The following is a 26,597-nucleotide window of genomic DNA, read 5'->3' as shown; positions in this document are numbered from 1 at the left end:
GTCCGGAAGTATCGACGGGAGGAGACTATAATGCAAACGCTGTATTTGGGCTGTTTGGCGCTGGGTATTTTATTTGCCTTAGTGAGTGTAGTGTTGGGCGACCTGATCGGGAGCGCTCTGGACGGGATTTTTGACATCGTATCCTTTGATTTCCTGAATCCTACCCTATTGGCAGGAGGGATCACTGTATTCGGTGGAGCAGGCATGCTGCTGGGCCGCTACAGCGGACTGGAAGATGGCGTGATTCTTGCCTTGTCCCTGCTGGTTGCGGCATTCATGGGCGTATTGATGCATTTGGTGGTAGTGAAGCCAATGAGGAACAGTGAGATGTCGAACGGCTTCTCCATGAATGAACTGCCGGGTAAGATCGGTGAGGTTACCGTCCCGGTCCCCGGCACAGGCTACGGTGAGATTATGGTGAAGTTCGGTGCAGGCAACAGCCTGCATACGGCGGCCAGCTTCGAGCAGCATGCACTGCCGGCCGGAATCAAGGTTGTAGTAGTTGAGGTACGTGAGGGTGTAGCACTTGTGTCTGAATTCGAAGAGAGAAAAGGAGTGGACTTATGATGCTAGAAAATATTCCAGAATCCCTGTTTATACCTGCGATAGTAATCGCTGTACTGCTTGTCCTCGGACTCGCCTTCTGGGCGCGTTACAAGACGGTTGGCCCGGATGAAGGCATGATCGTCACTGGTTCCTTCCTGGGCAACAATCATATATCAGATGACGGCTCCGGCCGCAAAATCAAAATCGTCCGCGGCGGCGGTGCGTTCATTCTGCCTGTCTTCCAGAAAGCGGAGTTCATGTCTCTGCTCTCCCATAAGCTCGATGTGACGACCCCGGAGGTCTATACGGAGCAAGGCGTGCCGGTCATTGCCGACGGGGTCGCCATCATCAAGGTAGGCAGCTCCACGGAAGATGTGGCAACGGCAGCCGAGCAATTCATGGGCAAGCCGATTGAATCCCTGAAGAGTGAAGCGCAGGAAGTGCTGGAAGGACATCTGCGGGCGATTCTTGGTACGATGACCGTAGAAGAGGTCTACCGCAACCGGGACCGCTTCGCCCAGGAGGTTCAGGGGGTTGCCGCCCGTGACCTCAAAAAGATGGGACTCCAGATTGTCTCATTTACCATCAAGGACGTACGCGATAAGCACGGATACCTGGAAGCGCTGGGTAAACCGCGGATTGCCGCAGTGAAGCGGGATGCGGAGATTGCGGAAGCGGAAGCTGTCCGTGACGCGCGGATTCAGAAGGCCAATGCCGAGGAGCAGGGGCAGAAGGCGGAGCTGCTGCGGGATACCAACATCGCTGAAGCATCGAAGGAGAACCAGCTCAAGGTCGCAGCGTTCAAACGCGATCAGGATACTGCCAAGGCGGAAGCCGACCAGGCGTACCACATTCAGGAGGCGCGTGCCAAGCAGACCGTGGTGGAAGAGCAGATGAAGGTTGAGCTGGTCCGCAAGGAACGCGAAATCGATATTCAGGCGAAGGAAATCCAGGTACGCGAGAAGCAGTATGATGCTGAAGTGAAGAAGAAAGCGGAAGCAGACCGTTATGCGGTCGAGCAGGCGGCGGAAGCCGACAAGGCCAAGCGCATGCGTGAAGCCGATGCTGTGCAGTACAGCATTGAGACTCAGGCTAAGGCAACCTCCGAGCAGAAGCGGCTGGAAGGTCAGGCGATTGCGGATGCAGAGCTGGCCAAAGGTAAAGCAGAGTCTGAAGTTATCCGTCTGCGCGGTCTGGCGGAAGCGGAAGCCAAGGAGAAGCTGGCAGAAGCCTTCCAGAAATTCGGCGAAGCGGCGGTTCTCGATATTATCGTCAAAATGCTGCCTGAGCTGGCCGGGAAGATTGCCGAGCCGCTGGCGTCTATCGATAAGCTGACTGTGGTGGATACCGGCAACGGTGAAGGAGCTGCGCGTGTGAGTAATTATGTGACCAAACTGATGTCCACAGCCCCTGAGATGCTCAAAAGCGTGTCCGGCATTGATGTCGAGGCGCTGATCAAAGGGCTGACCAAGGGCAAGACGGAGCCTAAGGACGTGGTGAGACATACAGCGGCGCCCATAACCTCTGTCGTCACCAGACCGGCCCCGGCTGCTCCGGTCACTCCGGCACAACCGGTGGAACCTTCAGAACACCTTGAAGGATAAGAGCAGAGCAAGCCACCAAGGTATGGCAGGCAGCAGTAACGCCAGCCATACCTTTTTTGTAAGTGATCCGCTAAACAGAGATTCCTTATCTTTTACGCTGAAACGGAGGCAGAGGCATGGAGCTTATACTGGATAATATACGCAAGAGCTTTGACGGCAGAGAGGTGCTGAAGGGGATTGATTTTACCTTTGAGCAAGGCAAGATATACGGCTTGCTCGGCCGTAACGGCGTGGGGAAGACCTCGTTATTCAACTGCCTGAGCGGGGAGATCCAAATGGATAGCGGCGGGGCTTTTCTGCGGAGAGATGAGGTGAGTCTTCCGCTGCTTGAGGAGGAGATCGGCTACGTCTTCTCCTTGCCGATTCTGCCTGACTTCCTGACCGGTTATGAGTTTGTGAAGTTCTACATGGACATCAATAAGGGGAAGATACAAGCGGACCGGACCATCGAGGAATATTTCGATATCATCCGTTTCGAGGAGGCGGACAGGCACCGTCTGATCAAGGGCTATTCCCACGGGATGAAGAACAAAATTCAGATGCTATGCTTTATCATCTCCCGTCCGCCGCTGATCCTGCTGGATGAGCCGTTAACCTCGTTCGATGTGGTAGTGGCACTGGAGATCAAGAAGCTGTTGCGGGAGATGAAGCAGGATCATATCATTATTTTCTCCACTCATATTCTGCAGCTGGCCGCCGATCTCTGCGATGAGCTGGTTATTCTGAATAACGGTACATTGCGGGAGATTCCGGCGGAGACCCTCCACAGTCCGGAATTTGAAGAGCAGATTATTGCCCTGCTGAAGGATGAGGATCATGATTAGGACGTTGAAGGCGATTCTGGAAGTGCGTGGGATGTCCGGCGCTAACCGGCTGATGTTCTATATCCGTAAGCTCCCGGTGCTGGGTAAGCTGATCCCGGCCTCGGTCTACTCGGAAACCACGCTGAAGCGGACCTTATCTGTTATCGTGCATATCCTCAAGGTACTTATGGCCTTTGTGACGAAGTTCGCTTATCTTGGGATCATGATCTATCTGCCGGTGAAGTTCATCGGTAATGATATCAGCTTATCCCTCTCTGTTCAGTACCAGCTCTATTTGCAGATGCTGCTGTGTATAAGCTTCCTTACGGCCGGGGTTTCCAGCGCGGTTATTCTGGAGCCGAAGCGGGATAAATACATATTCGTGAAGCTGATGAGGCTGCCGGCAGAGCGGTATATGCGGACCACACTGACCTTGCGCGGGATCAGCTTCCTGGTTACTTTTATTCCGGCGATGCTGGTCTTCGGGAATCTTCTCGGTGCTCCGCTGTGGCATGGGGCGGTTCTTACGCTGCTGCTTACGTTCTGGCGTACGGCTTGCGAGGCGCTGCATCTGTGGGTGTTTGACCGCTACGGCATGGTTATTGTCAAAAAAACAAGCTGGATCTGGACCGCCATCGGCGCTGGCTATCTGCTGGCCTATCTTCCGCTGCTCCCCGGATATGCGGTAGTAGAGAGCGGAATGCTGTTCAATCTGCCTGTGGTGCTTGGCGTGCTGGTGCTGGGAACCTTAAGTGCGGTCTATATCGCCCGTTATAAGGACTATACGAATGCCGTCGATGCCGTCACCAAAATCGATGATCCGCTGCTCGACATGGGACGGATGATGAAAGAAGCACGGGTGAAGGATGTGGCCACCCAAGATCAGCACTACTCGGCGGAACAACAGAATCAAGAGAAGTTCGAGGGGAAAAGCGGGTACGCTTACCTGAATGCAATCTTTTTCTCACGTCACCGGCGGCTGATCACCAGTCCGATTCAACGGCGGCTGGTTATTATTGGATCGCTCTTTGCCGCTGCTTTGCTGACGATGCTGTTGTCGCAATCCGCTTTTACCAAACTGACTCATTATCTGATTACCGCGTTGCCCACCTTCCTGATCATTATGAACTACACGTCCATTGGCGAACGCCTCTGCAAGGCGATGTTCTATAACTGTGATCTCAGCCTGCTGCGCTACGGATTCTACCGTGAACAATCGGCGATTCTAAGCAACTTCCGTATCCGGCTGCTGCGTATCAGCGTGCTTAATCTGATCCCGGCTGCCGCGATCTGCCTGGCGGTGAATCTGCTATTGGTGCTGTCAGCAGAGAGTTGGGGCGCGGGGGATGCCGTACTCTTTTGCGTGACGATTGTGGCGCTGTCCCTGTTCTTCTCGGTGCATCATCTGTTCATGTACTACATCTTCCAGCCCTACAGCACGGAGCTGAATGTGAAGAATCCGTTCTTTACGATTGTGAACAGTGTGGTGCTGGGGGTCGGATTCATCGCGATGCAGTTCAAGAGTGAGCCTGGAATGTTTGCCGTGATCGTAGTGCTTTCTGCTGTGGTGTATATGCTGGCTGCGCTGATCATGGTATACAGGTTCTCAGGCCGGACGTTTCGGGTGAAATGAATGGAGCCCGCGGGCGGTTTGCGGCACCCTTCTAATTTGGGATTCTTGATGTTATGATAGGAGCTTAAGGTAACGAATCACACGCTGAAACATGTATCGTGCTGCTGGAATAGATCAGGATTCAGAAGTAAAAGAGGTGTCGGAAGTGAGCAGCATTACCGTGGGCAAGGTGCTTAATAATAACGTTATCATTGCCGAGCATCCCCAATATGCCGAGGTTGTGGTGATTGGCAAGGGGATCGGCTTCAACCGTAAAACGCGGGACCGGATCAATCTGTCCTCCGTAGAGAAGATGTTCATTCTGCGCAGCCAGGAGGAGCAGGAGCAATACAAGCAGCTGGTGCCGCAGGTAGATGAGAAGCTGATTGAGGTGGTCCAGGAGATTGTGCTGCATATTATGCAGAGCAGCCGCCAGACGCTGAATGAGCATATCCATATTGCCCTTACCGACCATATTTCCTTTGCGATCCGCAGAAGCGAGCAGCATATGGCTATTCATAATCCGTTTCTGTACGAGACCCGGGAGATTTATCCGGAGGAATACAGTCTGGCGGAATATGCGGTGGAGCGGATCAATGAGGTGATGAAGGTGACGCTGCCGCCGGATGAGATCGGCTTCGTGGCTCTGCATATTGTCAGTGCGCTCAGCAACCGCCATATCTCTGAGGTGAAGCAGCATTCCGAGCTCATCGGGGACATGGTGGGACTGGTCGAGGATAGCCTGGAATACCGCATTCCGCGGGATTCTCTGGACTATTCAAGGCTGGTGACCCATTTGCGGTTCGTTCTGGAGCGTCTGCGCCGGGGAGAGACTGTGCGCGAGACCTCGTCCCTGGATGGACTAATGAAGCGGGAGTATCCCGAGATGTACATGCTTGCCTGGAAGCTGACGAAGGTGATTGAGCAGCGGGTGCGCATTCCGGTATATCCGGCCGAGGTCAGCTATCTGACGATTCATCTGCAGCGTATTGCCCAGAAGAAGGAAGATGAGCCGGAGCTGGAGGAGTAGACCGGCTTTAGGCGATTTTGGGGCTTGCAACTTCAAATCAATGGTGCTACAATGATCCCTGTTATGAAACAGAAGCAGAATACCAACGTGTAACTGATACGATCAGGCATGAGTGATTTACAGTATTATGGTTGTCCTGCCCCAACTTGGGGTACGCTAACGTTAGCGTTAGTGTGGCAATCCATGTGCTGTATTGCTCATGCCTTTTTTGGCTTCTGTTGACAGAAATTAAGGATTAGGAAGTGACCTTGAATGTTTAAAAAATTATTTGGCGTTCTGCAGAGAGTCGGTAAAGCGCTAATGCTTCCTGTTGCCATTCTGCCTGCAGCGGGCCTGCTGCTTGGAATCGGGAACATGCTGGTGAATCCGGACTTCCTGCAATACGTGCCTGCACTGGAGAATAATATCGTACAGGCCATTGCCACAGTACTAATGAACTCCGGGCAAATCGTATTCGATAACCTGTCCCTGCTCTTTGCAGTCGGCGTAGCTATCGGGCTGGCCGGAGGTGAAGGCGTGGCCGGGCTGGCAGCGATTATCGGCTTCCTGGTGATGAACGTAACCATGGGTACGGTAGTCGGGGTCAATGCTTACGTGCTGACCTGGAAGGATTTCTCGTATTCCAGTGTGCTGGGGATTCCCACCTTGCAAACCGGGGTCTTCGGTGGTATCCTGGTCGGGATATTGGCCGCATCTATGTACAAAAGGTTCTTCCGTATAGAATTGCCGTCGTATCTGGGCTTCTTCGCGGGTAAACGTTTCGTACCGATTATGACGGCAGTGACCTCCCTGATGCTTGGTCTTGCGCTCACGATTGTGTGGCCGCCGATCCAGCACGGTCTGAACTATGTGTCACAGAGTATGATTAATACCAACCTGACGCTGTCGGCCTTTATCTTCGGGGTCATCGAGCGCTCCCTGATTCCGTTCGGCCTGCACCATATCTTCTATTCACCGTTCTGGTATGAATTCGGAAGCTATATTGACAAGGCGGGCGATCTGGTCCGAGGTGACCAGCGGATCTTCATGCAGCAGCTTCGTGACGGTGTGGAGTTCACAGCGGGTACATTTACAACCGGTAAATATCCGTTCATGATGTTCGGTCTTCCGGCAGCGGCACTTGCGATCTACCATGAGTCGAAGCCTGAGAACAGACGGATTGTCGGAAGCTTGATGATTTCGGCTGCGCTGACCTCGTTCCTGACAGGGATCACCGAGCCGCTGGAATTCTCCTTCCTGTTCGTGGCTCCGCTGCTGTTCGCCGTCCATGCTGTATTCGCAGGACTGTCCTTCATGACCATGCACCTCTTGAATGTCAAAATCGGCATGACCTTCTCCGGCGGGTTCATCGACTATGTGCTGTTCGGTGTCATTCCGAACCGTACCGCCTGGTGGCTGGTTATCCCGGTAGGTCTGGTACTGGCCGTGATCTATTACTTCGGGTTCCGGTTCGTCATCCGTAAGTTCAACCTGAAGACTCCCGGCCGTGAGGATTCCTCCGAGGATGAGGATGAGGTAAGCTTGGAGAGTGTGTCCAAGACAGGCGACGATCTGCCGCGCAACATTCTGTCTGCCCTGGGCGGCAAAGAGAACATCACCCATCTGGATGCCTGCATTACGCGCCTGCGGGTCGAAGTGAAGGACAAAGCGGGCGTAGACAAGAACCGGCTGAAGAAGCTGGGTGCGTCTGGTGTTCTTGAAGTGGGTAACAACGTACAAGCGATCTTCGGCACACGTTCGGACACGATCAAGTCACAGATTCAGGATGTCATGAACGGCAGAACACCGGCTGCAGCCCCTGCTGCTCCGAAGCCGGAGCTTGAACAACAGGCCGGCGAGCAGGGCGACGCTATTATCCCTGAGGATATCGTATCCCCGGTAAACGGCCAGCTGATGGATATTACAGAGGTTCCTGATGCGGTCTTCTCGCAGAAAATGACCGGTGACGGCTTCGCCTTCCTGTCCGAAGACGGCAAGATTGCTTCGCCGGTATACGGCAAGGTATTCAACGTGTTCCCTAGTAAGCACGCCATTGGCATCATGTCAGACGGCGGCAAGGAAGTCCTTGTGCATATCGGGGTCAACACCGTTAAGCTTAAGGGCCAGGGCTTCACGGTTCTGGTGGAGGAAGGCGATCTGGTAGCTGCCGGACAGCCGATTATGGAAGTGGACATGGAGTATGTGAAGGCGAATGCACCTTCTGTCATCTCTCCGGTCATCTTCTCCAACCTGCCGGAAGGCTCCTCCGTTACCTTGAATAAGCCGGGCAGAGTCGTCATCGGCGACAAGGATATCATCACCATTCAGTAAAATGTGCAATGGCGAAGCGCTTCCATTATAATGAAGGGGAGCGCAAGCCTTCACTATAATTCACCATCCCAAATTAACAGAAAGCGAGTTGGATTATATTATGCAAACAACTTTCAGAATTATTGACGAAGACGGAATTCACGCACGCCCGGCAACAGCGCTGGTAAATACAGCTACAAAATTCAAAGGCACTGAAGCTTTTGCAGAAGCTAAAGGCAAAAAAGTTACCCTTAAATCCATCCTGGGCGTTCTCTCCCTGGGCCTTGAAGCAGGAGATACCCTGACTCTTATTACTGAAGGCAGTGAAGAAGCAGAAGCACTGAACGCGTTGCAGGAGGTTATGGTTAAAGAAGGGCTGGGAGAAGTTCATGAATAAAATTTCAGGAATCGCGGCTTCCGCAGGTATTGCAGTAGCCCGTGCCTTTATCCTGGAACACCCGGACTATACCATTACCAAAACAGCGGTCACGGATGTGGACGCTGAGCTTGCGAAGCTGAATGACGCCCTGGACAAATCCAGAGGCGAACTTCAGACCATCAAAGAGCGTACCTTGGCTGAGCTTGGCGAGAAGAAGGCGGAGATTTTCGAATCACATCTGCTGATCCTTGATGATCCTGAGCTCATTACCCCTGTAATGGACAAAATCCGTGAGGAATCGGTAAATGCGGACTACGCACTGAATGAAGTAGCTAATCAATTCGTGGAAATGTTCCAGAACATGAAGAGCGCTTACCTGCAGGAACGTGCAGCAGATATGCGTGACGTAACCAAACGTGTGCTGAACCATCTGCTTGGCATTCACTATGTGAGCCCGGCTGAGATCAGTGAAGAGGTTATTGTTATTGCCCTGGATCTGACGCCATCGGATACAGCACAGCTTAACCGCAATTTCGTCAAAGGCTTCACCACCAATATCGGCGGACGGACATCCCATTCGGCCATTATGGCCCGTTCCTTGGAGATTCCGGCGGTTGTGGGCACGAAGAACGTGATGTCCCTGGTCAAAGCAGGCGATCTGGTTATCGTGGATGGTCTGAGCGGCGATGTGCTGATTAACCCTTCCGAAGCTGAGGTAGCCGAGTATACAGCGAAGCAGGAAGCTTACAATCTTCAGATTGCTGAATGGAAAAAGCTCCGCGACGAGCCAACGGTATCTGCCGACGGCAAGCATGTGGAGCTGGCAGCCAACATCGGGACTCCGAATGATGTGACTGGCGTTATTGAGAACGGCGGCGAAGGTGTAGGTCTGTACCGCACCGAGTTCCTCTATATGGGCCGCGACAAGCTGCCTTCCGAAGAAATCCAGTATAATGCCTACAAGACGGTGCTTGAGAATATGCAAGGCAAGCCGGTTGTAGTGCGTACGCTGGATATCGGCGGAGACAAGGAGCTGCCTTATCTGGAGCTGCCGAAGGAAATGAACCCGTTCCTCGGCTACCGTGCGATCCGTCTCTGTCTGGACCGTCAGGATATCTTCCGCACTCAGCTGCGCGCCTTGCTCAGAGCAAGTGCCCACGGCGACCTGCGCATTATGTTCCCGATGATCGCTACCCTTGGTGAATTCCGTGCAGCCCGTGATCTGCTGCTGGAAGAGAAGGCCAAGCTGCGTGAAGAAGGCAAAGAAGTGTCCGACAGCATCCAGCTGGGCATCATGGTAGAGATTCCTTCGACGGCTGTACTGGCGGATCAGTTCGCCAAGGAAGTGGATTTCTTCAGTATCGGAACCAACGATCTTATCCAATATACAATGGCTGCAGACCGTATGAATGAACAGGTAGCCTACCTGTATCAGCCATACAACCCGGCAATTCTGCGACTGGTCAAAATCGTCATTGATGCTGCACACGCCGAAGGCAAGTGGACCGGGATGTGCGGAGAAATGGCGGGGGATGCCACAGCTATTCCTCTGCTGCTCGGTCTTGGCCTCGATGAATTCAGCATGAGCGCTACCTCCATCCTGCCAGCACGCAGCCAGATCTCGAAGCTGTCTGCGGCCGACATGAAGGAAATGGCTGCCCAGGCCCTGCAGCTCGGCACGGCCGAGGAAGTAGCCGCACTGGTGCAATCCCGCGTGAATTAATTCTTTACTCAAGCATTGGTTATAACTCCAACTACTTTGCGGCCTCCTTTACAGGGGGCTTTTTTTTGCGGTTATTTGAATTTCAGCAAATCTGGAACCGCCCGCCCGGGCGTTATTTTATATAATGTGTCCATTACTTTCGGAGGGTGGAACCATTGTGCAGAGATTCAGTGCTTCACAGATTTATTTGATCCATGTGTTTATGTTGTCGCTTGCCGCCAGTACGATATTCACAACCTACAGTATTTATTATGTAGTTGACCTTAAGCTGAATCCGCTTCAGCTTGTGCTGATTGGAACGGTGCTGGAGATAACGGTGCTTGTGTTCGAGGGAATCACCGGAGTGGTCGCTGATACCTATAGCCGCAGACTGTCCGTCATTATTGCCGTGTTCGTTCTGGGGGGTGCCTTTGTCCTCGAAGGGAGTATTGTCTGGATCATGCATCCGGCTTCCCTGTTGCCTGCCTTCGGCTGGCTGCTGATCTCCCAGATGCTGTACGGGATCGGCTGGACCTTCCTGAGCGGAGCGGATACCGCATGGATCATAGATGAGCTTGAGGAAGAGCAGGCTGGAAGAATCTTCATGCTCTCCAAAATCTTCTCTTTAAGCGCCTCTCTGCTAGGCATTGCGGTCAGCGTAGGATTATCCCAGGTTGCGTCTAATCTCCCTTTTCTGGCGGGTGGAGTCATCTATTTCGTCCTGGGGTTCATATTGATCCGGCACATGAAGGAGACGGGGTTCATACGCCGGGAGCGTGCGCCGCATTCCTCCGCTATCCGTGAGCTGGGCAAGACCTGGGTCAGCGGCATCTCTATCCTGAGGCATCATCCGCTGCTCCTGCTGCTGACGGTTGTAACTTTATTCAGCGGTGCTGCGTCTGAAGGATATGATCGCCTATGGCCAGTCTTTCTTATGAACGAAGTCGGGTTCCCGGAGATTGGAGTCTCGATGGCGGCCGGCTTCGGGCTGATCAGTGCGGCGACGACTCTGCTGGGTGTGCTGGCTGTCTATATGGCCGGGACAATCATTGATTTGCAAAAGGAACGTCAAGTAGCGGCCGCCTTGTTCCTCCTGACCTCCGTCCGTGCCGGCTGCATTATAATGGTGGCACTTGCGCCTAATTTCTACTGGGCTATCGGGGCGGTACTGCTCCTGGGGGTGGTCGCTTCGGTCAGCGACCCGATCTATACCACCTGGCTGAACACAAAGCTGCCATCCCGGAACCGGGCGACCCTCTTGTCGATGATCAGCCAGTCCGATGCCCTGGGCCAGAGTGCAGGCGGTCCGGTTGTAGGATATATCGGCAGCCGGATCTCTATCAGAGCTTCGCTGCTGTCGGCGGGCTTCCTGCTGCTACCTGTGATAGCGTTATATGGCAGGGTGCTGCGGAAGCGGTCATGATGTTTTGGAACTTCATTAGCTTAATTCCCCGGCGATCCATGCCGATATAGGATATATCCGGTGACACAATTCAACCCTTAACCCAGACCTGTGAACATAGTGTTACATATTATATAATGAACCCTATGTAGCAATTCCGGCGTCATCCGCTTGCAGAGCTGTGCAAGTACAAAGTATTAGTTAAGGAGAATGTGGACATAGCTTGATAGTAATAGAATGATAGTTCTCCGGGAGTATTACGGATGAGCGTAGGGATGGTGAATAGCAATGAGCAGCAATTATATACAAGCAGAACAAGAAATCGATACCTATCAAGGCAATGACCTCGGCTTGACCTACACAGCGGAATACTGTGTATTCAAAGTCTGGGCCCCAACAGCCTTCACAGTGTCGCTCGTATTATATGCAACAGGCGGAAACGGGCTGACCCCGCAGACCGCAGATTACAAGGACAGCGGCAAAATTCTTAGTATGGAGCGCGCTGAGGGCGGAGTATGGACGATCCAGGTTTCCGGTAACCTCAAGGGGAAATATTATATGTACCGCGCCGTATTTGCGGACGGGTCGATTAATGAAGCGGCCGATCCTTACGCTACGGCTGTATCGGCCAATGGAACACGCACAGCCATTGTGGATTTGTCCGAGACAGACCCCGACGGCTGGGAGAGCGATGCCTCTCCGGTGCTGCCGCATCCGGCAGATGCAGTAATCTATGAGCTGCATGTCCGCGATTTCTCGTCAGACCCTAGCTCCGGTCTGACGTATAAGGGGAAATTCAAGGCCTTCACCGAGACCGGCCTGCGGGATGAGGCGGGTCATCTGCTGGGTATTGATCATCTGGCTGAGCTGGGCATCACGCATGTTCATCTGCTGCCGGTGTTCGATTATCAGACGGTGGATGAGCTGGGCAAGCCAGGGGAAGAACCGGCATCCTCCATCTTCACAGACTATAACTGGGGCTACGACCCCCAGCACTATAATGTGCCGGAAGGCTCCTACAGCACAGACCCGGCTAACCCGCTAGCCCGTATCCGGGAATTCAAGGAGCTGGTCCAGGCGCTGCACAGCCGCGGCATCTCGGTGATTATGGATGTGGTCTACAATCATACCTACGGCTTCCAGAAGGGACCCTTCCAGCCGCTGGTGCCGGACTATTACTACCGTCATGATCAGAGCGGCCGGCTCTCTAACGGCTCGGGCGTCGGCAATGAGCTGGCTACAGAACGGCCGATGGTCCGCAAGTATATCAAGGATTCCCTGGCCTACTGGGCGAAGGAGTACCATATTGACGGGTTCCGCTTCGATCTGATGGGGCTGATGGACAGCGTGACCATGCGCGAGATTACCGAGGAGCTGCGGCTGGAGATTAATCCGGGGCTGCTGATCTATGGTGAACCGTGGACTGGCGGCGACTCGCCGCTTGCCTCCAAGACGCTGAAGGGCGTGCAGCGGGGCAAAGGCTACGCTGTCTTCAACGACAACTTCCGCGCAGCCATCAAGGGAGACAGCGACGGCTGGGGCAAAGGCTTCGTGACCGGGGAATACGGCAAGGAAGGTGCGATTGCGTCCGGAGTGAGCGGGGCGATTCATGAATTCACCGATGCGCCTACAGAGACTGTGAACTATGTAACCGCACATGATAATCTCAACCTGTGGGACAAAATTCTGGCGACCCGGGGACTTCGCGGGGAAGCCGGACTGCCGGAGCTTGAGGGCGGCAAGCTGCGGGGCGGCGGGGATCTCAAGGCCGCACTAGAGCAGGCGAATCCGTATGTGGGAGTAGATCCCGAGAATATGCTGGATAATGAGACAGTACGCCGTTCGTTGCTGGCTAATGGAATCATTCTGACCTCGCAGGGAATTCCGTTCCTTCATGCCGGGGATGAGCTGCTGCGCAGCAAATACGGAGATCATAACAGCTACCGCAGCCCGGACTGTATCAATGCGATCCGCTGGGAGAACAAAAGCAAATTCATTGCAGTATTTCAATATTACAAAGGTCTGATTGAGCTGCGCCGGACACATCCGGCCTTCCGCCTGCACGGACGCCAGGAGATTGAACGCAGTCTGGAGTTCCTGCGCTGTGACAGCGGAATCGTTGCCTACAGACTGAAGGATAACGCCGGCGGAGATCCATGGAATAATATCGTGGTGATCTATAATGCCAATATGGAGCCGGTCACCCAGTGCCTCCCGGAGACCTCCGGCTGCTGGAACATCGTAGTCGATCATACCCATGCCGGACCGGAGGCCTTCCGGCAGACGGAGAACGGCAGTGTTGAGGTATTCGGACTGTCGATGATGGTACTCTATGATAAATACGGAGAGCCTGAGCCGAGATCGAAGATTGTGGAAGTTCATTATGACCGCCCGGACGGCGATTACCGGGGCTGGAATCTCTGGGTGTGGGGTACAGGCATTCAGGATGGCCAACGGGACTTCCAGCACATGGAGGAAGGTCATGCCGTAGCACGGATTGAAGTGCTGCCGGGGACCTCCACGATAGGCTACATCCTCCGGCTGAACGATTGGGAGGAGAAAGACGGCACCGCTGACCGCTTCATCGACTGCTCGGGCAGCGGGGAGCAGGTTATCAAGGTGACGGTTCGGGAGCGTAGTCCGGAGCATAGGACAGAGCTGGCTGATCCGCTGCCGCAGACCAGCTAAAACATAAGAAGAGCTGATTAGTTCCTCCCCCAGGGATGGAACCAATCAGCTCTTTTTGGCTAAGAGTTATTAAAGAAGCCTTAGTATAGGAGTGAGCTTCCGCTGGTGCTAGTTCCGCTGATCGCTGTACTTCTTATCCACATGCTCGCTGTACAGATTAGCCTCATTGCCGCCATGGTTCTTGGAGCGGTACATCGCCAGATCGGCGGCACGGAGCAGCTCGTTGATGCTGCTGCCGTGCTCCGGGTACAGGGCCACGCCGATGCTGGCAGAGGTGTGGAAGCTGGAGCCCTGGTTGACGGACCAGGATTTGTTGAACAGCTGGAGCAGACGGTTCAGCAGCTCGTCCAGCATTTGCGGGCTGGTGAACCGGTGCAGCACCACCGCGAATTCATCTCCGCCGATCCGGAAGGCCTGGCCGGAGCCCTTCACGGTCTGCTGCAGCTCCCGGGAGAGCAGCTGCAGGAATTCATCTCCGGCCAGATGGCCGAGCGTATCGTTCAGCTGCTTGAAGCGGTCGCAGTCCAGCAGCGCCACGGCGATCTCCTGCCGGCGCTCCTCGGGCTGGTTGATCAGGTTCTCCATGTACATTTTGAAATGGGCACGGTTGGGAATCGCGGTCAGATGATCATAGAAGGCCAGCTTGTGCAGGCGCTCCTCATATTGCTTGCGCTGGGTAATCTCACGCGAGACCAGCATGAACTGTGCCGGGAAATTGCGGCTGCCCGCAATAGGGGTGACCTTGGTCTCCAGCCACACCCAGTGCCCTTCGGCCGAACGCATGCGCAGCTCGGATATTCTCGGTGAAGACTGCACCACACTCTTGAGCTTGGCCCAGGAGATTTCGGCTTCACGGATATAGTTGGAGAGCGGTGCCCCTTTGCTAGGCACATAGCCCAGTGCAGTTGCATGGGAAGGCGAGGCATACAGGATCAGACCGTTCGGATCTGTCAGCACAATGAAGTCGGACATCGTCTCACCGATCAGCTGGTAGAGCGATTGCTCGTCCTGCATTTCGTTCTGCAGGGAGATCAGTCTGCGGCTGAGATAGATGATGACCATAACAAGCAGGAAAAGAAATACAGAGTAGACGGCGAACAGGGAGCTTTTGAGATTATTGAACTCTGTCATCACTTGGCTTGCATAGGTGTCAATCTTGTCCTCTGCCTGATTCAAGCTTTCCCGTACCTCATTCAGCTCCGTATGTATGGTGAGGGCAGAATAAGAGGCGGGATTCCAGCTCTTCTGAACCCGCTGCGAGATCAGCTCCCGGCCGTTATCCCTCCACACGGTAAGCGTGGTTCCGAAGTGATCCAGCTCGTTCCTCAGCTCGTCCAGCAGCAGCTCGCTCTGCTTCATTCCATTGAACGGGCTCTTCACAGCATCCAGATTGTAGCGGGCGGTATTGACCCGCTGCAGCGCCTGGGCATTATTGTCCTCGAATTCCTGCGACAGCGTACTGCGCTGCGCGCTGGTCAGCGCCCCGCCGACTGTGGTCTGAAGCGCAAGGGCTGCCTGATAGAGATCGCGGTCGGCGTTCAGAATGAGCTCGGAATTCTGGTAGACGTCACTGTACAGCGAATCGGATAATTTGTTCATCGTATGATTCAGAAACAGCAGGGAGGCCACACTGATCCCAACCAGAAGAACGGTGATGGATGTGAATAATATAATCAGTCTGCGTGTACTTTTGTTTTCCGAAAAAACTGCCACTGTCATCCTCTCCCCGCACAGAACTTTTGCAAATCTCATGGGTGTAGCTTTGGTGCATGCGAAACTTATCCTTATGCGGAATATGGCTTCTTGCAGGCATGTAAGAGAGTATACGTTAGCGAGTCCTAGAAAGCAGGGGAAGAAGGAGGCAATAGAAAGAATAACTTCCGGTTAGATCGCGGTTTCTTTTCACCAGTATATAGGACATCCCTTAAGCAGAGCAATTGCTGAAAAAATAATAAGCCCCGTCAGCTTCCGCTGCGGATGACAGGCCGTGAAGCACACCCTGGAGCCGGAGGAGAAACAGTGGAGACATATCCGTTACAGCCGATACAAAGAACTATTATGTATACCCTACTACTATGTACAAGGTATTCTGACCTTTGAGTCCTATTACCCACTTTTGCTGCAAACGATACCCCTTTGGTATCAATTGTGCATTAAAAATAAAACAGAAAAATCCGCCAGCCCAGGGATCTGAGACTGGCGGATTGAAAAGCTGATGATAACGCAGCGTCTAGGATGGCGCTACTCGTTGCGCAGCGCATAGATCGGGCGCATTCTTGCAGCCTTGCTTGCAGGAATCATTCCGAATACGACACCGATGATCAAGGAGAATGAAAAGGAGATCAGGACCATATTCCAGGAAGGCGCCACATTCAAGGTGGTATAGTTACCGACAGCCCAGCTGGCGCCAAGTCCCAGTGCGACTCCGATTAGGCCTCCGGTTCCGCTTAAGACTACGGACTCAATCATGAACTGCATCATAATGTTCTTTTTCTTGGCCCCGATGGCCTTACGGATGCCAATCTCTCTGGTTCGCTCATTGACCGAGACAATCATAATGTTCATAATCCCTATCCCGCCTACAAATAAGGAGATACCGGCGATACCGCCAAGTGCCATGGACAGAGTGGCGCTGGTTTCATTTACCGTTTCCAGCATCTCCCGGGAATCAAAGACAGAGTAGGCGTTCTCGGCGGCATTGAATTTGGCATCAAGGCTGGCCTCCAGCCTGGTTTTGACAGCATCCACATTGTCATTGGAAGTGGTTGTGATCGTAATGGAGCGGATTCCCCTGCTCTGCAGGAACCGTTCGGCTGTAGAGATGGGGATCAGCAGCTTCTCATCGCTTGAACCCACGCTGGTGGAGCCTTTACTCTCCAGCAGCCCGACGATCTTGAAGCTGCTTCCGTTGATCTGTACCTTTTGGCCTACAGGATTATCTGTACCGAACAGATCCTCCGCCGTATCTGATCCGATTAACGCAACCTTTTGCCGGTATTCTGTATCCATCTCAAGCAGAAATCTTCCGGATTGCACATGGAAATCCTGGACCTCTTCGTAAGCAGGTGTAATGCCTTCAACGGATACGGAAACGTTCTCGGTACCGTGCTTGGCGGTAACGTTCCCGCTGATTACCGGCGATACATTGTCCACCCCTTCAATCTCATTCATGGCCAGGGCCTCCTCGTAGGTCAGCGAAGTGGTGGCTCCGCGGCCCATAATGTTGACGGTCAGCTGGTTGGTGCCCAGAGAGCTTAGGGACTCTGTAATCTGCGAGGTGGTGCCCTGGCCCACAGCGACAAGTGCAATGACGGAGGAGACCCCGATAATAATGCCCAGCATGGTAAGAAAGGCTCTTATTTTACTGCTGAGGATACTTTTGAAGGCCATTTTCATACTCTGGTACAGCATCATGAGGGCACCACCTTCCGATCCTCTACAAGATCCCCATCCTGAATCCGGATCACCCGTTTGGCCTGCTCGGCAATCTCCAGGTCATGCGTGATCAGAATAATGGTATGCCCCTGTACGTTAAGCTCCTTAATCATCTCCAGAACTTCCTTGCCTGTCTTGGAGTCCAGCGCTCCGGTTGGCTCATCGGCAAGCAGAATCGGTGGGGTTCCGGCAAGGGCGCGGGCAATAGCCACACGCTGCTGCTGGCCCCCGGACAGCTCGGAGGGACGGTGATTCATTCTGCTCGCAAGGCCTACCCGGACCAGGGCATTACGGGCAATTTCTCTGCGCTCCCTGTGGGACATTCCACGATAGATCAAGGGCAGCTCCACATTCTCTACCGCTGATAATTTCGGCAATAGATTAAAGTTCTGAAATATAAAGCCAATCTTTTCGTTGCGGATCTGGGCCAGCCTGTTGTCAGACAGCTTGCGGATCTCCTGGCCGTCCAGGAAATAATCGCCTTCATTGGCGACATCGAGGCAGCCCAGCATGTTCATCAGGGTGGACTTGCCTGAACCTGACGGACCGATGATCGCCACGAATTCACCGTGATTAATGCTGAAGCTCAGGCTCTTCAGAACCGTCATCGATTCTCCGGCCATCGTGTAGCTGTGCTGCATCTTCTCAACCCGGATCAGCGGCTCTGGTGCGGTCATCGTCCGCCACCGCCTCCGCCGAAGCCTCCGCCGCTGCCACCGCCGCCGAAGCCGCCGCCCCCGCCGGGAAAGCCACCGCTCCCGCCGGTCATTCCTCCGCCGCTGAAGCCGCCCATACCACCCATACCGCCTTGCTGCGGGGAGGTGGCATTGCCTGAGGAGATCACGGTCGGGAGGATTACTTCATCCCCTTCACTTAAGCCGCTGACGATTTCGATGCTGCTCTCATTGTGGATACCAACCTCTACAGCTATCCGTTTCATGCCTGAGGCGAAACCGGCTGCCCCTTTGCTTCCGGCTGCTCTGCCGGGGAACTCCGCACCAGCAGGGAACTCTCCAGACGGAAGTTCACCGCCCTGAAATTCTCTGCCGCCGCGGGCGCCTGTGCCTCGGGTCCCCGCTTCACTACCGGAGGGTTCACCGTCCGCTGCAGCGCCAGCAGGGGGCTTGGAGTCAGCAGCATCTCTGTCTGTTGTGTTAGCTTGCTCATCCCCGGTTCCCGGCACATTGACGAAGGATTTCCCGTTTATCTTCGTTACAGCTTCGATGGGAACGGTCAGAATATCCTTTTTCTCTTCGATCGTAACCGCCACCTCCGCAGACATGCCGATAAGCACACCCTCCGAGTTATTTAATCCTACAGTGACGTTGAACAGGGAGACGCCATTAGAGGAGGTCCCTTCTTTGGCGATATCTATAACTTTACCGGTAAAAGATTTGTCCTCAAGGGCATCCAGTGTAATGGTAGAGGCTTGATTCAGCTTGATTTTGGGGATGTCCAGCTCGTCTACCTGCACGGTTACGCTTAGATTCACGTAGTCGGTCATGGTGAACAGCTCTGTCCCATTCTGGGCTTGTTCACCGTCCGTAATATTCACGGCAGTGATCGTTCCATCGATCGGAGCGGTCAGCGGATCAGGCGGAGCCATATCTTCATGGATGGCAGCGATGGATTCCTGCCCGTCCACGATATCGCTATTGGCTTTATCGATGGCTTTTTTTGCCGATTCCAGCTCTTCCTCTGTCGCGTTATTCATAGCCAGCGTCTTGTAGCTCTCCTGTTTATTCTCAAGCTCTGTCTTGAGATTCTCCAGTGACTTTGTCGCTTCCTTCAGCTTATCGTCCAGATCGCCCGCAACAAATGTGATCAGCACAGCACCTTTTTTAACAACATCGCCTTTCTTAACCATGACCGTATCGACCTTCCCGGCTTCTTTGGTACGGATGCTCTCGCTGTTGATCGCCGATACTGCACCTGAACCCGAGACACCCACCAGGATATCCCCCTTACTGGCAACTGCCGTATTCAGCGGAGCGGCATTGATCTGCCGGTTCTGATCCGGCCAGAGCTTATAGCCCGCAATCCCTGCAATAGCAACGAGGACTATCGCTGAAGCGATAATGATGATCTTCTTCTTCTTATTCATTGTGCAGCTCCTTCGGGGGAAGAGGTGGTTGCTTTGGCGGTAACCTCAAGGGAATAGGCCTGGCTGGCGAGCTCTGTCCGTACTCCCTGGAATTCATCGTAGAATTTAAGGGCATAGGTGCCGGAGCTGAGGTTTTTGAACAGGACGCTGGATAGAGTCGTTGAATAAGAGTTGTTGGTTCCCAGTGTCAAGTCGGTTCCCAGCGTCAGTGCTTTCTCGTGAGACTGTCCATAAGGATCGATAACCTGAAGGATGAGCTTATGCTGGTAAGCACCTGTCTGGTAGGTAGTATCCTGATTGAGATTGTAATTGAACGTCACAGCAATGCTGCTTGCGCCCTTGGTGAGTTCCCCTATAGAGCTGGTAACTGCCAGTGTATAAGGGAAAAGTGGAACGGAAGCCAGATTGGTCAGAGGCGTAACCTCTGCCGGTGTCAGTGTCAGCGCTGCCGTATTGACGTATCCCGTCGCAGCCGTTCCTGCGGCAGTCAGCTTGCCATCCGCAATCGACTGGCTGATATACAGCTCAAGACCTGTGGTGTCCAGGGTGGCCGGGACTTTCGCCCAGAAGGTAACCAGTGTTTTGCCCCCAGGGCTGGTCGACAACTCGGACTGGTTGGCAGTTGCTTCAAAATATTGCCCGTCAGCAGTCCTGAACTGTGCGTACAGACGGGCCAGATCTGCCTGCCGGACTTCATCGCTGTTCATTTCCACTTCGCTGTACACCAGGTTCGATCCGGTTCCTGTATACAGGAGGGTGGAGCGCTCCTTCACGGTGGCTTTTTTGCCGGTGGCGGTGATCTTGAAGGCTTCCCCTGCAGCCACCGGAGCTACACTCTTAACGGTGCTGTCGCTTGTGCTGAGAGTGAGGAACTGCGACACCTCTGTACCCTTGGTCTCCTGGAGGATGAGCTTGATTTGTCTGACATCCTGGGTATATGGAATATGGCCTTGAACCGTGATCTGAGTGCTGGCACCCGGGGCAAGCACCGAAGAGCTGTTGTCCGTATAAGTCTGCGAAGAGGAACTGAGATCCTTCTGATCCGCCAGGAGTACGCCGGTAAGAGCAGGTAAGGCAATGGATTTGGACGTTGCATTGCGTATCGTTAGTACAGCCTGTACCAGATCCTCGCTGCCCCAAGGCAGACGCAGCAGCGAGTCCAGAGAGACAGCGAAGGTGCCATAGGTATTGGTTACGCTGGTCTCAGAGGCGAGATGAATCTGTCTCTCAGGCGTATAAGGGATGCGGAAATAGGCCACAGGCAGCGTTACTTTATCCGCGCTGGCTGCGGGAGCGATCATTCGCAGCTCCAGCGAATTCTGAGCCAGCTCCAGCGGAACACTGGCGCTCAGCTCAATCAGCTTTTCTTCCAGCGGCTTCAGGGTCAGGCTGCTCAAGGCAGTGGCCGTCACCGGGAAGCTATAGCCTTCCGCCGACTTGACGTTAAGCTCATAAGCAGGCAAAGTAACGGCTGTGCTGCCGGTATTCTTCACCCGGAGCTGATAGCTCCAGACACCATTCCCGTTATCCGCATGCACACTTGCCTTCAGCAGCTGCAAGTCTACCAGATTGCTGTCGATGGAGACCTTTTTGGTATAGCCCGCTGCTACAGTGAAATCTGCAGTTACCGCAGCCGGAAGTGCGTAGGAAGAGACAGGCAGGTACAGCTTGAGTCCTTCATCCAGCTTGGCGATCTGCAGCGTCATCTTGCTGAGATTCATGTAGGAGGGGATCTCGGTCATATAATAGAGCGTCTTCTTCTCCTGAGGCTGAAGCTTGAATTCGGAGCTGCTGTCATCCAGCGTAAGCGTGAAGACAGAGCCGCCCGAGGATTTCAGGTACAACGTATAGCCCGGATCTGTAAGCACTTTGGTACCCAGATTGGTTAGGCTGAGCCCGACCTTGGCATAGACTTTGCTGTTATATTTGTAGATTTGCACGGATTCGGCTTTGGTGCCGGCAGTAATGCCGCCGAGTTCAACCTTTCGGGTCTCCCCTGTAAGCGAGGACAGAGAATAATTGGAAGGAATCGTGAACGTGCCTATACGCTGTTCATAATTAGCGGCGCTGAAATTCCAGCCGTAGATGTTGATTTTGAGTCCTTTGACTGAGGCGGTGGTTCCAATATTCGCATAGTATGTAAGACTGGTGCTTTGTTTAGCAGGGATTTTCTTGACCGCACTGTCTGCGCTGACCGGAATTCCCTTAATGATGCTGCCGCCCGCAGTTACAATTTTGGAGAAATAGTCCGCCAGATTGACGCTGCTGCCGGCAGTGTTGGTATAGGTAAGCGTGTAGGTGAGAATATTACCGCCGGTTTGGCTCTGAAGCCCTACATGGCTCAGCTTCACCTGAAGCGTGGTACCGAGCTTGAGCGCACTTAGACCGTTAAGTGTGGAGACTTCCGTGACCGCGCTTGCTGCTGTGGCAGCCGTTGAAGCGGATGAAGCGGCATAGGCCGCGGTTCCCGGGCTTCCAGTGGTTTGACTTGCGGCAAATGTGCTGAGCAGCAGCAGAACAAATGCTTTTTTTCGTGTAAGCATGTAATTTCCTCCTTGTGTGATCTCTTAAGGGAAAATATCAACATTGACTGAATGTCCGCTGAAAAAAAAGCCGTCAAACCGCGCTGAAGCTTAAAGGGAGCTTAAAAAAAGATAAAAAATAAGCGGAATTTGTGCGGCTTGTCAAACTGGCTGTTTTTGCATATAATAGATGGGCATATCTTCCCAAGTGGAGGATCGAAGTGCAGAGGTTATAATCCGCATACATGCAATGATGGAGAAGAGTACGCAGTGCCTGGCTTACAGGGAGGAAGCGCCGCAGATTGAGAGCGTTTCTAAGAGAGCAGAGCTGCCGAAGTTCACTCCGGAGCAGTTCCCTGAATGTGCTTGAAGCACTAGTAGGGGGGACCGGCCGCAGACCGTTATTTCTGTATAAAGTGAGACAGGTCTTTGCCGCACCGAAAGAGGGAATAGTGCTCTTAAGGGAAGCGTACGGCCGTCTAACAAGGGTGGTACCACGGTCTTTTCGTCCCTTTACCGGGAGGAAAGGCCTTTTTTTGTTGAACAATACGAGATTTGAGGGGGCAGTACAAGCCATGAAAGACAAATTGGAAGCACTGAAGGCTGAGGCGCTGACGAAGCTGCAGGCGGTAAACGATCCGCAGATTCTGAATGACCTGCGCGTCAAATACCTTGGCAAAAAAGGCGAGCTGACAGAGGTTCTGCGCGGTATGGGCGGACTAAGCGCGGAGGAGCGTCCGGTGATCGGCCAGGTGGCCAATCTGGTGCGCAGCGCCATTGAAGAGGTGATCAGCGCCAAGCAGGAGCTGTTCCAGCAGCAGGAGACAGAGAGCCGCCTGAATGCGGAGAAGGTCGATGTAACCCTGCCGGGCCGCGGCCTGCCGCAGGGCGGGATTCATCCGCTGAGCCGGGTGCTCCAGGAGATCGAGGATATCTTCATCGGCATGGGCTTCCGGATCGCTGAAGGACAGGAGGTGGAGACGGACTATTACAACTTCGAGGCGCTGAACCTGCCGAAGAACCATCCGGCTCGGGACATGCAGGATTCCTTCTATATCACGGATGATATTCTGATGCGTACCCAGACCTCGCCGGTACAGGTGCGTACCATGCAGGCGGCGAACGGGGAGTCTCCGGTCAAAATCATCTGTCCCGGCAAAGTCTTCCGCCGCGACGATGACGATGCGACCCACTCCTTCCAGTTCCATCAGATTGAAGGCCTGGTCATCGGCCTCAATATCCGCATGAGCGACCTGAAGGGTACCCTGCAGCAGTTCACCAAGGAGATGTTCGGACCTAGCGCGGGTATCCGTCTGCGCCCCAGCTTCTTCCCGTTCACCGAGCCTAGCGTTGAGGTGGATGTAAGCTGCTTCAAATGCGGCGGCGATGGCTGCCGTCTCTGCAAGCAGAGCGGCTGGCTGGAGATTCTCGGCGCCGGTATGGTGCACCCGAATGTGCTGCGGATGGGCGGATACGATCCGGAAGTTTACAGCGGCTTCGCGTTCGGCATGGGTGCGGAACGGATCGCGATGCTGAAATACGGCATCGATGACATCCGCTACTTCTACACGAATGATATGGGCTTTGTGAAGCAGTTCAAGGGTATTTAGGGATTTGGCGGGTGTGCGCGGGGGCGTGTTGGACGGATATTGTTAAGCTGGAGGGATGACGGCAGTGCTAATTAAATGACTGCGATTGAAGGACCGGAGGGGAATTTTGGAACTGTAGGAGCGGTAGCGTCCGCCTTTGTGTTTGGATTTCTACCGCGAGAAGCGGTTCTAATCAGGAAATCCAAACACAACAGCGGCCGGAAGTCCAAATATTCTCTGTAGGAACATTGCAATGCAGAATTTTTTTGCGCGAAGTTGACGTGGGCTTGTTTATATCCGCTTCCGCACCCCAGCACAACCGGCATGGAGATCAATACATCTGAAACAAAAAGGAAGTGTGCGATTATGAAAGTATCAACCGCCTGGCTGGCCGATTATATATCGCTGGAAGGAGTGACCGCTGATCAACTGGCGGACAAAATCACCACCGCCGGCATCGAGATTGACGGAGTAGAACGCCGCAACAAAGGGATTTCCGGGATTGTGACCGGCTACGTGAAATCCAAGGAGAAGCACCCGGACGCCGATAAGCTGAATATCTGTATCGTCGATGCCGGGCAGGGCGAGGATCTGCAGATCGTCTGCGGAGCAAAGAATGTCGCAGCGGGCCAGAAGGTTCCGGTCGCGCTGGTAGGTGCCAAGCTGCCGGGCCTGGAGATCAAAAAAGCCAAGCTGCGCGGCGTGCTGTCGCAGGGGATGATCTGCTCGGCCAAAGAGCTGGGCCTGAACGACAAGCTGCTGCCCAAAGAGCTGCAGGAGGGCATTCTCGTGCTGCCGGAGCAGACCGAGGTGGGCCAGGATATTCTCAAGGTGCTTGGACTGAATGACGAAATTCTTGATTTCGATCTAACGCCGAACCGTTCCGACTGCCTGAGCATGATCGGTGCCGCTTATGAGGTAAGTGCGGTACTGGGCCGTGAGCTGAAGCTGGCTGATCCGGCGGCAGAGCTTGTGGAAACGGGCGGGAAGGCTGCGGACTCCATCACGGTTACGATTGAGGATGAGGCATTCTGCAGCCATTATGCCGTGCGTTATATTGCCGGAGTGAAGACCGCGCCGTCCCCGCTGTGGATTCAGAACCGCCTGATGGCGGCCGGGGTACGTCCGATTAACAATATCGTAGACATCACCAACTACGTGATGCTGGAATACGGGCAGCCCCTGCATGCATTTGACGGCGGGCAGCTCCAGGGCGGAACCATCGGTGTACGGTTTGCCCGTGAAGGGGAAGGACTGGTTACCCTTGACGGACAAGAGCGCAAGCTTGCGCCGCAGATGCTGGTCATTGCCGACGGCTCAGGCGCAATTGGCCTGGCCGGAGTGATGGGCGGACTGTCTACAGAGGTTACCGCAGACACCGTTAATATCGTACTGGAATCAGCCAAATTCGATGGTGGAACGGTACGCAAGACCTCGCGTCAGCTCGGTCTGCGCTCGGAAGCGTCCCAGCGGTTCGAGAAGGAAGTTGACCCGAATGCGGTCATCCCTGCGCTTAACCGCGCGGCTGCACTGATTGCCCGGTATGCCGGAGGAACGGTGCATGAAGGGATTGTCCAGGCCGGCAGCGCCGCTGCTCAGGAGAAGGTGCTGAACTTATCGCTGGAGAAGCTGAACCGCTATCTCGGGACAGATCTGTCATTGCTGGAAGTGAAAACCCTGTTCGGACGCCTGCACTTCAAGTGCGGTGATGCGGCTCAGGGAATCGTCGAGGTCGAGGTGCCGACACGGCGCGGAGACATTACGCAGGATGTGGATCTGATTGAAGAGATTGCCCGCTTGTACGGCTACGACAACATCCCGACCACCCTGATCGAAGGCACAACAACACCGGGCGCGCTTACCAGACAGCAATCTCTGCGCCGCGAGCTGCGCCGCATGCTCTCGCTGGGCGGATATCAGGAGGTTATGGGCTATTCCTTCATCCAGCCGGAGCAGAGCACGCTCTTCCCTATGCTGGCGGAAGGCAAACAGTCAGTGAAGCTGGCGATGCCGATGAGCGAGGAGCGCAGCGTGCTGCGTACCAGCCTGCTGCCGCAGCTGCTGGACATTGCCCTCTACAATACGAACCGCCGCCAAGGCGATCTGGCGTTATTCGAAATCGGCAACGTCTTCTTCACGGAGGAGGAAGTCCTTACCCGCCAGCCGAGCGAGCTGCCGGTGCTGGGGCTGCTGCTGAGCGGTACGCGTGCAGCCAAGCAGTGGAACGTGGCTGCTGAGCCGGTGGATTTCTTCGACCTTAAGGGTGCGCTGGAGACTGTATTTGCACATCTGGGCCTTACGGATCGCGTAATCTATGAAGGGGACGCGCCTGAAGGCTATCATCCGGGACGCTCCGCTTCCATCTATCTGCTTCAGGCAGAGGGCCGTGTGAAGATCGGTTCGATGGGGCAGATTCATCCCGAGCTGCAACGCCGGATGGATCTGGAGGATACCTATGTATCCGAAGTCCTGCTGCAGCCGCTCTATGATGCGGCACGCGCCGGGCTGCAGTACAGCGAGCTTCACCGCTTCCCGGGCATGGAGCGGGACATTGCGGTGGTAGTCGATGACGCGGTTCCGGCAGGTGACCTGATCGCGGCGATCCGTGAGCACGGTGGCACTCTGCTGCAAAATGTGCAGGTATTCGATATCTACACAGGAGGCAAGATGGAGGCAGGCAAGAAGAGTGTTGCCCTGTCGCTCCTGTACCGCCATACCGAGCATACGCTGACTGACGAAGAGGTTGTGGAAGTGCATGACAAAGTGGTCTCTGCCCTTGAACAAACTTTTGGTGCAGAATTAAGAAAATAGCAGGAATTGTGCAAAGCCGCAGCGAATCCATTTAGAAACAGAGATTCCCTGCGGCTTTTCTGTACCCTTGTGAAGTGCGGA

General features: G+C 54.1%; 17 protein-coding genes and 1 other annotated feature. Of the genes, 12 read left to right on the top strand and 5 right to left on the bottom strand.

Translation table 11 applies throughout. The features are described 5' to 3' along the window. Positions 1 to 30: 30 nt before the first annotated feature. From MKY64_RS18490 to pulA, 10 genes are all read left to right on the top strand, one after another. The gene (locus tag MKY64_RS18490; protein ID WP_036722562.1) at positions 31 to 567 is read left to right on the top strand and encodes a hypothetical protein; all 537 of its coding nucleotides are present in this window, start codon (positions 31 to 33) and stop codon (positions 565 to 567) included. Beyond that, positions 567 to 2,150 carry a flotillin family protein gene (locus tag MKY64_RS18485; protein ID WP_340958118.1) on the top strand — a complete coding sequence of 528 codons (1,584 nt, stop codon included), beginning with the start codon at positions 567 to 569 and terminating at the stop codon, positions 2,148 to 2,150. Before MKY64_RS18490 ends, MKY64_RS18485 begins: the two co-directional genes overlap by 1 nt. A gap of 116 nt (positions 2,151 to 2,266) precedes the next feature. Then, positions 2,267 to 2,974, top strand: coding sequence for an ABC transporter ATP-binding protein (locus tag MKY64_RS18480; protein ID WP_340954927.1), 708 nt, complete (start codon positions 2,267 to 2,269; stop codon positions 2,972 to 2,974). After that, positions 2,967 to 4,586: a hypothetical protein gene (locus MKY64_RS18475; RefSeq protein WP_340954925.1), complete on the top strand. Its 1,620-nt coding sequence runs from the start codon at positions 2,967 to 2,969 to the stop codon at positions 4,584 to 4,586. Before MKY64_RS18480 ends, MKY64_RS18475 begins: the two co-directional genes overlap by 8 nt. 145 nt (positions 4,587 to 4,731) lie before the next feature. After that, positions 4,732 to 5,595 (top strand): glucose PTS transporter transcription antiterminator GlcT, encoded by an 864-nt coding sequence (gene glcT, locus MKY64_RS18470; protein ID WP_339254895.1) that lies wholly within the window; start codon positions 4,732 to 4,734, stop codon positions 5,593 to 5,595. A 252-nt stretch (positions 5,596 to 5,847) separates the two neighbouring features. Then, positions 5,848 to 7,905, top strand: a complete 2,058-nt coding sequence (gene ptsG / locus MKY64_RS18465) for a glucose-specific PTS transporter subunit IIBC (protein ID WP_340954922.1) — start codon at positions 5,848 to 5,850, stop codon at positions 7,903 to 7,905. Between the two features lie 100 nt (positions 7,906 to 8,005). Next, positions 8,006 to 8,281 (top strand): HPr family phosphocarrier protein, encoded by a 276-nt coding sequence (locus MKY64_RS18460; RefSeq protein WP_036696683.1) that lies wholly within the window; start codon positions 8,006 to 8,008, stop codon positions 8,279 to 8,281. Continuing rightward, positions 8,274 to 9,986, top strand: a complete 1,713-nt coding sequence (gene ptsP, locus MKY64_RS18455) for a phosphoenolpyruvate--protein phosphotransferase (protein ID WP_339254899.1) — start codon at positions 8,274 to 8,276, stop codon at positions 9,984 to 9,986. The genes MKY64_RS18460 and ptsP overlap by 8 nt, the downstream gene beginning before the upstream one ends. 157 nt (positions 9,987 to 10,143) lie before the next feature. Further along, positions 10,144 to 11,388, top strand: a complete 1,245-nt coding sequence (locus MKY64_RS18450) for an MFS transporter (protein WP_340954920.1) — start codon at positions 10,144 to 10,146, stop codon at positions 11,386 to 11,388. A 267-nt stretch (positions 11,389 to 11,655) separates the two neighbouring features. Continuing rightward, positions 11,656 to 14,055, top strand: a complete 2,400-nt coding sequence (pulA, locus tag MKY64_RS18445) for a type I pullulanase (RefSeq protein WP_340954917.1) — start codon at positions 11,656 to 11,658, stop codon at positions 14,053 to 14,055. A 108-nt stretch (positions 14,056 to 14,163) separates the two neighbouring features. Here the strand turns inward: pulA and MKY64_RS18440 are convergent, their stop codons facing one another. From MKY64_RS18440 to MKY64_RS18420, 5 genes are all read right to left on the bottom strand, one after another. Beyond that, a complete protein-coding gene (locus tag MKY64_RS18440; protein WP_340954915.1) occupies positions 14,164 to 15,768 on the bottom strand; it encodes a sensor domain-containing diguanylate cyclase in 1,605 nt (534 codons plus the stop codon). 528 nt (positions 15,769 to 16,296) lie between these two features. Then, the gene (locus tag MKY64_RS18435; RefSeq protein ID WP_340954913.1) at positions 16,297 to 17,469 is read right to left on the bottom strand and encodes an ABC transporter permease; all 1,173 of its coding nucleotides are present in this window, start codon (positions 17,467 to 17,469) and stop codon (positions 16,297 to 16,299) included. After that, entirely contained in the window at positions 17,466 to 18,167 is a 702-nt protein-coding gene (locus MKY64_RS18430) for an ABC transporter ATP-binding protein (RefSeq protein WP_339254908.1), read from the bottom strand. Before MKY64_RS18430 ends, MKY64_RS18435 begins: the two co-directional genes overlap by 4 nt. After that, positions 18,164 to 19,594: an efflux RND transporter periplasmic adaptor subunit gene (locus MKY64_RS18425; protein ID WP_051477793.1), complete on the bottom strand. Its 1,431-nt coding sequence runs from the start codon at positions 19,592 to 19,594 to the stop codon at positions 18,164 to 18,166. The genes MKY64_RS18430 and MKY64_RS18425 overlap by 4 nt, the downstream gene beginning before the upstream one ends. Then, positions 19,591 to 22,137 (bottom strand): hypothetical protein, encoded by a 2,547-nt coding sequence (locus MKY64_RS18420; protein WP_340954909.1) that lies wholly within the window; start codon positions 22,135 to 22,137, stop codon positions 19,591 to 19,593. Before MKY64_RS18420 ends, MKY64_RS18425 begins: the two co-directional genes overlap by 4 nt. Before the next feature lie 220 nt (positions 22,138 to 22,357). After that, positions 22,358 to 22,632: a binding site (T-box leader), on the top strand. 59 nt (positions 22,633 to 22,691) lie between these two features. Here MKY64_RS18420 and pheS point away from each other — a divergent pair. After that, on the top strand, positions 22,692 to 23,726 hold the full coding sequence (pheS, locus tag MKY64_RS18415) for a phenylalanine--tRNA ligase subunit alpha (protein ID WP_340954907.1): 1,035 nt from the start codon (positions 22,692 to 22,694) through the stop codon (positions 23,724 to 23,726). A 345-nt stretch (positions 23,727 to 24,071) separates the two neighbouring features. Then, the gene (gene pheT, locus MKY64_RS18410; protein ID WP_340954905.1) at positions 24,072 to 26,516 is read left to right on the top strand and encodes a phenylalanine--tRNA ligase subunit beta; all 2,445 of its coding nucleotides are present in this window, start codon (positions 24,072 to 24,074) and stop codon (positions 26,514 to 26,516) included. Positions 26,517 to 26,597: the final 81 nt, after the last annotated feature.

The organism is Paenibacillus sp. FSL R7-0210 (assembly GCF_038009085.1).
GTDB classification, from domain to species: Bacteria; Bacillota; Bacilli; order Paenibacillales; family Paenibacillaceae; genus Paenibacillus_AQ; species Paenibacillus_AQ silagei.
This window is presented reverse-complemented; position numbering and strand designations above follow the sequence as displayed.

What these genes read in the sequence shown, in the direction of transcription:
- MKY64_RS18420 (WP_340954909.1), bottom strand. Translation starts at nt 22,137, where the DNA reads ATGCTTACACGAAAAAAAGCATTTGTTCTGCTGCTGCTCAGCACATTT.
- MKY64_RS18475 (WP_340954925.1), top strand. Translation starts at nt 2,967, where the DNA reads ATGATTAGGACGTTGAAGGCGATTCTGGAAGTGCGTGGGATGTCCGGC.
- MKY64_RS18490 (WP_036722562.1), top strand. Translation starts at nt 31, where the DNA reads ATGCAAACGCTGTATTTGGGCTGTTTGGCGCTGGGTATTTTATTTGCC.
- MKY64_RS18435 (WP_340954913.1), bottom strand. Translation starts at nt 17,469, where the DNA reads ATGATGCTGTACCAGAGTATGAAAATGGCCTTCAAAAGTATCCTCAGC.
- MKY64_RS18425 (WP_051477793.1), bottom strand. Translation starts at nt 19,594, where the DNA reads ATGAATAAGAAGAAGAAGATCATCATTATCGCTTCAGCGATAGTCCTC.
- pulA (WP_340954917.1), top strand. Translation starts at nt 11,656, where the DNA reads ATGAGCAGCAATTATATACAAGCAGAACAAGAAATCGATACCTATCAA.
- MKY64_RS18460 (WP_036696683.1), top strand. Translation starts at nt 8,006, where the DNA reads ATGCAAACAACTTTCAGAATTATTGACGAAGACGGAATTCACGCACGC.
- MKY64_RS18485 (WP_340958118.1), top strand. Translation starts at nt 567, where the DNA reads ATGCTAGAAAATATTCCAGAATCCCTGTTTATACCTGCGATAGTAATC.
- MKY64_RS18480 (WP_340954927.1), top strand. Translation starts at nt 2,267, where the DNA reads ATGGAGCTTATACTGGATAATATACGCAAGAGCTTTGACGGCAGAGAG.
- ptsG (WP_340954922.1), top strand. Translation starts at nt 5,848, where the DNA reads ATGTTTAAAAAATTATTTGGCGTTCTGCAGAGAGTCGGTAAAGCGCTA.
- pheS (WP_340954907.1), top strand. Translation starts at nt 22,692, where the DNA reads ATGAAAGACAAATTGGAAGCACTGAAGGCTGAGGCGCTGACGAAGCTG.
- ptsP (WP_339254899.1), top strand. Translation starts at nt 8,274, where the DNA reads ATGAATAAAATTTCAGGAATCGCGGCTTCCGCAGGTATTGCAGTAGCC.
- MKY64_RS18430 (WP_339254908.1), bottom strand. Translation starts at nt 18,167, where the DNA reads ATGACCGCACCAGAGCCGCTGATCCGGGTTGAGAAGATGCAGCACAGC.
- pheT (WP_340954905.1), top strand. Translation starts at nt 24,072, where the DNA reads ATGAAAGTATCAACCGCCTGGCTGGCCGATTATATATCGCTGGAAGGA.